The organism is Sphingomonas sp. GC_Shp_5 (genome assembly GCF_026540855.1).
Taxonomy (GTDB): domain Bacteria; phylum Pseudomonadota; class Alphaproteobacteria; order Sphingomonadales; family Sphingomonadaceae; genus Sphingomonas.
Map to the genome: position 1 here is coordinate 291,420 of NZ_JALNUP010000002.1, position 6,657 is coordinate 298,076.

Genomic DNA, 6,657 nt, shown 5'->3' on the forward strand with positions numbered 1-6,657 from the left:
ACAAGGGGATATCATGCGCGTTCTGATCGTGGAGGACGAGCCTAATCTCGGCCAGCAATTGAAGAACACGCTGGAGGGGGCGGGCTATGCCATCGATCTCGCCACCGACGGCGAGGAGGGGCATTTCCTTGGCTCCACCGAGAATTACGATGCCATCGTGCTCGATCTCGGCCTGCCCGAGGTCGACGGCCTCACCGTGCTCGATCGCTGGCGCAAGGAAGGCCGCACCGCGCCGGTGCTGGTGCTCACCGCGCGCGACAGCTGGTCGGACAAGGTCGCGGGGCTCGACGCCGGTGCCGACGATTATGTCGCCAAGCCCTTCCAGACCGAGGAACTGATCGCCCGCCTGCGCGCGCTGATCCGCCGCGCCAGCGGCAACGCCAGTTCGGAACTCACCGCCGGCGACGTCCGCCTCGACACCCGCTCGGGTAAGGTCACGCGCGCCGGCGAGCCGGTCAAGCTTACCGCGCAGGAATATAAGCTGCTGAGCTATCTGCTCCATCACAAGGGCAAGGTGGTCAGCCGCACCGAGCTGATCGAGCATATCTACGATCAGGACTTCGATCGCGATTCCAACACCATCGAGGTGTTCGTCACCCGCATCCGCAAGAAGCTCGGCCAGGACGTGATCACCACCATCCGCGGGCTCGGCTACAGCCTCGAAGATCCGGACGCGTAGGCGATATCGGCCTGTCCTCACCCGTCGTCGGTGACGGGGGCGACAGGACGAGTGCTCTAGCCGCAGCCAGCCATGGAAGCCGTCACGCCCACCCTCGAGCCCAGCGTCCCCGCCCGCGCCAAAGGCTCATTGTCGCGCCGGATGATCCTGGTCGCGGCGTGCTGGATCGCGCTGCTGCTCGCCGGCGGCGGCTTTGCGCTCGATCGCGTGCTCGTCACCGCGGTCACCCGCAACTTCGACGACCAGCTCGAATATGTCCTGCGCTCGCTGCTCGTCTCCGCGGAGATCGGCCCTGATGGTGAGGTGATCCTCAGCCGTGACGCGACCGCCGACCAGCGATTCCTCGAGCCCAATTCCGGTCTTTACTGGCAGATATCCGCCCCCGGTGTTGACGTCTTCCCCTCCCGATCCTTGTGGGATCGCCACCTCGCTTACGGCAGCCAGCACAACGACCGCGACGCGCATTTCTATACCAGCACGCAATTTCCCGACGAGAAGCTGCGCATCGTCGAGCGCGATGCGATGCTGCCAGGTTCCAAGGTGCGCTGGCGTTTCCAGGTCGCGCAGAGCCGCGCCGGGCTCGACGGCCAGATCGAAGTGCTCCGCCGCACCCTGATCCGCAGTTTCGCGCTTCTCGCGCTCGGCCTGATTGTCATGGCGGCACTGCAGACCCTCTATGGCCTTTGGCCGCTGCGCAAGGTCCAGGCCGAGATCGCCCGGATGCGCGCCGGCCAGTCGAGCCGGGTCAGCCAGGCGATGCCGATCGAGGTCGCACCGATGGTCGAGGAACTGAACGCGCTGATCGAGCATAACGAGCGCCAGGCGGAGGAAGCGCGCCGCCATGCCGGCAATCTCGCCCATGCGCTGAAAACCCCGCTGACGGTGATCATGAACGCCGCCACCGCGCAATCGGACGATCTCGCCGACACCGTGATCCGCGAGGCGCGCACCATGCGCCGCCAGGTCGATCACCATCTCGCCCGGGCGCGCGCGGTAGGCCGTCGCGGCTCGGCGCACAGCCGCGCCGAGGTGTGGCCGAGCCTCGAATCGGTCGAGCGCGCGGTCGCCCGGCTCTACCGCCACGTCCGCATCGACGTCACTGGGCCGCGCGACCTCCAGGTCCATGTCGAGCGCCAGGATCTCGACGAGATGCTCGGCAACCTCATCGAGAATGCCGCCAAATACGGCGGCGGCAGCGTGTTCGTCACCGTCGGCGTCCAGGCCGGCTTCGTCGAATTCCTGATCGAGGACGATGGCACCGGTATCCCCGAGGAAGACCGGCTGCGCATCTTCGACCGCGGCGTCCGCCTCGACAGCGGCAAGCCCGGCACCGGGCTCGGCATGGCGATCGTCCGCGACGTTGCGGAAATCTACGGCGGCACCGTCAGCCTCGAGGAGAGCGAGGACTTGGGCGGGCTGCTGGTGCGGTTGCGGCTGCCGGCGGCGGGGTAGGGCCGTCCCCGGGGTTCGGACAGCGGCTCAGTAGAGCGAGGTCAGCAGCACGCCACCGATCACCGCGATTCCGGCGAGAATCTGCCGACCGCTCAGTGTCTCGCGAAACAGCCGGTGTCCCGCCAGCGCCGCGATCGGTGCCTCGATGATCCCGAGTGCCCTGACCGGTGCGGCGGGCGACAGCGCCAGCGCGACGAACCATCCCGCCGAGGCGCAGGCGCCGCACAGCCCGGCGCCGAGCGAGGGTCGCCACCGGCGCAGCACCGCGACCAGCGCCGCAGGGTCGCGGCACAGCAGATAGCTGGTCAGCGCCGCCGCCTGCATCGCCTGCACCACCGCCACGCTGATGATCGCACCGACCACCGGATGCGGCGCATCGAGCGCCAGCGCGGCATGGCGGAAGGCATTGAGAGAAAAGCCGAAGCACAGGCCCGAAATCAGCCCGAACACCGCGCCGCTCAGCGACGCCTGGCGCTGCTGCGGCGCCGGCCAGCTCAGCGCCGCGAGCCCGGCGGTGGTGACCGCCACCCCCACAGCCAGCCGATCGCGCTCAGCTGGTCATGGTAGATCACCAGCCCGAGCAGCGCCGCCAGCGGCAGCGAACTTTGCTGGAGCGCGGTGCCGACGGCGAAGCCGGCGCGGTGCATCGCGGTCAGCAGCGCGGCGGTCGCCAGCACCTGGCTGGCGGCACCAGCGATCGCCGAGAGCCAGAAGGCCGCCACCCAGTGCGGGTCGGCATGCGGCACCAACAGCAGCGCGATCCCGACGAACGCGATCGAAAACGGCAACCCGAACAGAAAGCGCACCAGCGTCGCACCCCAGGGGCCGGAGTCCGCCATGACCCCGCGCTGCAGGGCGTTGCGCCCAACCTGAAACACCGATGCCGCGATGGTCGCGGGAACCCACAGCAGATTGGCCATGCGCCCCGTCTAGCCGGGTGAAGTGCCGCCGTCTTGGATTTTGGCTGCTGCTCGAAGCATCGGCATGGCTGGGCGTCGTTGCTGTCCTACAGGTCGCAGCGGTGATAAGCTTCATGCATTGATCACCAGCCGTGCGCGTCCTCACGCGGAGGCTGGTGCGTGACGCTGCTCTTTCTCACCAGTGAAGACTGTACCGATAGCTCGTGCATGGAAACGATGCTCCAGCACCGTTTCCACCGTGTCTCTCAACTTCCTCAACTTGTCACCCGGGCAGGCGGCGGCTCCCGCTGCCACGAGCTATGGACGTCAGCGCTGCCGACGTCGTGCACTGCGCCGCTGTTGCAGGTGTGACTTTACCGTGACCTTCGGCAGATTTCCGCCGTTTTGTCCGGCGCTGCCGCCGGCCTACGCCGCGACGGTCAGCCCGCTCATCACCTCCGCGGTGATCTCCAGGCTGCGCTTGCGGGCGGCGTGATCGTAGATCGCGCTGACCACCATCAGCTCGTCCACCCCGGTGCGCTCGATGAACGCCGCCGTCTGGCGCGCGACCGTCTCCGGCGAGCCGATCGCCGAGCAGGACAGCACATGGTCGAGGATCCCGGCGCCCTGCGCGCCGAGGCTGGCGCGATAGCCTTCCACCGGCGCCGGCAGCTGGCGCGGCTGGCCGGTGCGCAGCGCAACGAAGCTCTGCTGCTGCGAGCTGGCGATCAGTTCGCCCTCCGCATCGCTGTCGGCGGCGAAGATGTTGAAGCCGGCCACCGCATAAGGCTTGGCGAGCTGCGCCGAGGGGCGGAAGTCGCGCCGGTAGATCGCCAGCGCCTGGTCGAGCGCGTCGGGCGCGAAGTGCGAGGCAAAGGCATAGGGCAGGCCGAGCGCGGCGGCGAGCTGGGCGCCGAACGTGCTCGAGCCGAGGATCCACAGCGGCACATCGGCGCCCGCGCCCGGCGTGGCGCTGATCCCGGTGCGGCCGTCGTCGGCGAAATAGCTCTGCAGCTCCATCACGTCCTGCGGGAAGGCGTTGGCATCGGTCTCCAGCGTCCGCCGCATGGCGCGAGCGACGCGCTGGTCCGATCCCGGTGCGCGGCCGAGGCCAAGGTCGATGCGACCGGGAAACAGCGCATCGAGCGTGCCGAACTGCTCGGCGATGGTCAGCGGCGCATGATTGGGGAGCATGATCCCGCCGGCACCGACGCGGATCCGGCTGGTCGCGGCGGCAACGTGGCCGATCACCACTGCGGTCGCCGCGCTGGCGATCCCCTTCATGCCGTGATGCTCGGCGACCCAGTAACGGGTGAAACCCAGCGTCTCGGCATGACGGGCAAGGTCCGCGGCCTGGGCCAGCGATTGGGAAACGGTGCCACCTTCGACGACGGGCACCAGATCGAGCAGCGAGTAACGGGTCATGGGCATAAGATGGGCGCTGCCCCCGCCGCCCGCAATCGGCGGCGGCATGGTTCCTGTTGGCAGGGGCGCAGTTAGGCTTGGTTGACGGCGGATCCGTCGACGCTGAGCGTTCTCAGAACCCCATCGAATAGCGCATCGCCATGCCGACATCGGCGGGGATGGTGGCGAAATTGCCCGGATCGTGCCGCCAGAACAGATTGGTTTGCAGGCTGCCTGGCCCCGCGACGACGCTGTAGCGCGCTTCGGCCACCAGCTCGCGCCCCGTCGGCGCAAGGTTGAGCCGCTGGACGGTCCATTCCGTCACCTGCAAGGTGGAGTAGTCGTAGTTGGTCGGCAATGCATAATCGATCCCGCCGCGCGACACCCGCAGCGGCTGGGCGAAGCGGAAGCCGAGACTGTCGTTCCCGAACACGCCATCCTTGCCGACATCGGCGGCAAAGCTCTCGGTGCGGAGCCGGCCGCTGCCGGCCATGCCGCCGCGCAGGTCCGCGGTGGTCCAGCCCTGGCGCCACGCGCCGCCCATGGTCCAGCCGGCACCCATCTGCCAGCGGGCGCCAGCGTCGACGAACCAGCTCGTCGCCCGCGCCGCGCCAAGGCCGCCGTCGAACCGCGCGCCGAGCAGCGTGTCGCGCTCGGCAAGGTTGGTGGCGGAGAGGGTGGTGGTCAGGCCGCCGAAGGCCTTGTCGAGCATCAGCGTGGTACGTTGATAGCCCGACCGACGATAACCATCGAGCCCGGTGATCAACGGATCGCGCCGGCTGAGTACGTTGCCGTTCTCGATCGCCGCGGTAACGCCAACGCCGCGCACCTCCTGCCGGATTGCGGTGGCCGAGCGCGCGACGCTGTCGAAGCCGAGGCCGCTCTGGCCGGCGACCAGGAAGGCAGGCTCGGCCTGGCCGACCATCTGCGCGGTCAGCGAGCCCGAGCTCTGCGAAAAGGCGAAGCCGAACGAGGTTTTTGCGCCGAGCCGTTGAGTGACGGAGCCAGCGATGGCACGGGCCTGTTCGGCCTGGCCGTTGCTGAGCGACGAGCGGTACAGCACGACATCGCCGGTCGCGCGCGGCGCGATGGTCATCGACACGGCGGTGCCGCCCATGCCGATCGCCATGCTGCGCTGCCGGCTCTGGAGCACGCCCGCCAGCGTGCGCTGCGGCCCGGTACGCTGGATGGTGCGGGCAAGGTCGATCGCAAAGGCGCGATTGTAGCTGTCGAGGATCACCGCGCCGAGTCCGGCACTGGTCGCATCGCCCATCGGCGCCGACAGCGTCGCATTGCTGGTGATCGACACCGGCACCGTGGATCCGGCGACCGAGGTGGTGCCGACCGGCTGGAACGCCTTGGTGAGATCGAGCACGCCATTGCCGTAGACGGTGTCGACCCCTGCGGCGCCGGCATCGCGGGCGGTGCGGAACAGCAGATCGACCAGCTGCGCGCCGGTGAGGTTGGGGAACGCCTGTGCAAGCAGCGCGATCGCCCCGGAGATCTGCGGGGCGGCAAAGGAGGTCCCGCTCCACAGGCACACCGAGGTGTTCTCGCATGGCGCCCGAACCTGCTCGCCGACCGCCGCGAGAAAGTGCGCGGCGCCGATGCCGGCCTTGTCGCTGAAGGTGGAGAGCGCATCGCTGCTGTTCACCGAACCGGCGACGATCACGAGGTTGCGCGCCACTGCGCTGGAAGCGACAGTGGTGAAGGGGTCGGGGTTATCGGTGCCGTCATTGCCTGCGGCAATCACGACGATGATGCCCTGCGCGGTCGCCCGGCCGATCGCGTCGATCAGGCTCTGCGGCATCGTCGACCCGCCAAGCGACATGTTGATCACCTTGGCGCCTGCGACCCGTGCCGCGTCGACGCCTTTGGTGATGGCGTCGGTGCCGAACTTGCACCCGGTGTCGTCGCCGGTCTGCCCCTCGGTGGCGCAAGATCCGGGGCGATCGGCGCGCAGGATCACCAGCGTGGAATCGAAGGCGACGCCCTGCGTGCCGGTGCCGTTACGCTGCCCCGCCGCGGTGAAGGCAACGGCGGTGCCGTGGCCGCTCTCGTCGTCGGTGGAGGTGTTGCCGGCGACGTCTTGGGAAGCCGTGGAAATGCGGCTGCCGAAGTCGGTGGTGCCGGCATCGATGCCGCTGTCGATGATGCCGACGGTGACGCCGGCGCCGGTCGCGCCCTTCTGATAGGCCGCGAGCGCGTTCATCGACACCGCGC

At 68.6% G+C, this 6,657-nt stretch carries 6 protein-coding genes; 2 read left to right on the top strand and 4 right to left on the bottom strand.

Annotation, left to right across the window (positions count from 1 at the left end):
- Window positions 1-13: 13 nt before the first annotated feature.
- Both OXR60_RS03445 and OXR60_RS03450 read left to right on the top strand, forming a co-directional pair.
- Entirely contained in the window at window positions 14-679 is a 666-nt protein-coding gene (locus tag OXR60_RS03445; protein WP_267394055.1) for a response regulator transcription factor, read from the top strand.
- A 72-nt stretch (window positions 680-751) separates the two neighbouring features.
- The gene (locus OXR60_RS03450) at window positions 752-2,131 is read left to right on the top strand and encodes a HAMP domain-containing sensor histidine kinase (protein ID WP_267394057.1); all 1,380 of its coding nucleotides are present in this window, start codon (window positions 752-754) and stop codon (window positions 2,129-2,131) included.
- Window positions 2,132-2,158: 27 nt separating this feature from the next.
- Here the strand turns inward: OXR60_RS03450 and OXR60_RS03455 are convergent, their stop codons facing one another.
- From OXR60_RS03455 to OXR60_RS03470, 4 genes are all read right to left on the bottom strand, one after another.
- Entirely contained in the window at window positions 2,159-2,665 is a 507-nt protein-coding gene (locus OXR60_RS03455) for a hypothetical protein (protein ID WP_267394059.1), read from the bottom strand.
- A complete protein-coding gene (locus OXR60_RS03460; RefSeq protein WP_267394061.1) occupies window positions 2,626-3,051 on the bottom strand; it encodes a hypothetical protein in 426 nt (141 codons plus the stop codon). The genes OXR60_RS03455 and OXR60_RS03460 overlap by 40 nt, the downstream gene beginning before the upstream one ends.
- Before the next feature lie 405 nt (window positions 3,052-3,456).
- Window positions 3,457-4,455 (bottom strand): LLM class flavin-dependent oxidoreductase, encoded by a 999-nt coding sequence (locus OXR60_RS03465; protein ID WP_267394062.1) that lies wholly within the window; start codon window positions 4,453-4,455, stop codon window positions 3,457-3,459.
- A gap of 112 nt (window positions 4,456-4,567) precedes the next feature.
- Window positions 4,568-6,657 (bottom strand): S8 family peptidase (locus OXR60_RS03470; protein ID WP_267394064.1); only part of this gene is annotated, 2,090 nt, incomplete at its 5' end.

Bases quoted from the DNA above. Each gene is read 5' to 3' on its own strand.
- OXR60_RS03445 (WP_267394055.1), top strand. From the start codon at position 14: ATGCGCGTTCTGATCGTGGAGGACGAGCCTAATCTCGGCCAGCAATTG.
- OXR60_RS03460 (WP_267394061.1), bottom strand. From the start codon at position 3,051: ATGGCCAATCTGCTGTGGGTTCCCGCGACCATCGCGGCATCGGTGTTT.
- OXR60_RS03450 (WP_267394057.1), top strand. From the start codon at position 752: ATGGAAGCCGTCACGCCCACCCTCGAGCCCAGCGTCCCCGCCCGCGCC.
- OXR60_RS03465 (WP_267394062.1), bottom strand. From the start codon at position 4,455: ATGACCCGTTACTCGCTGCTCGATCTGGTGCCCGTCGTCGAAGGTGGC.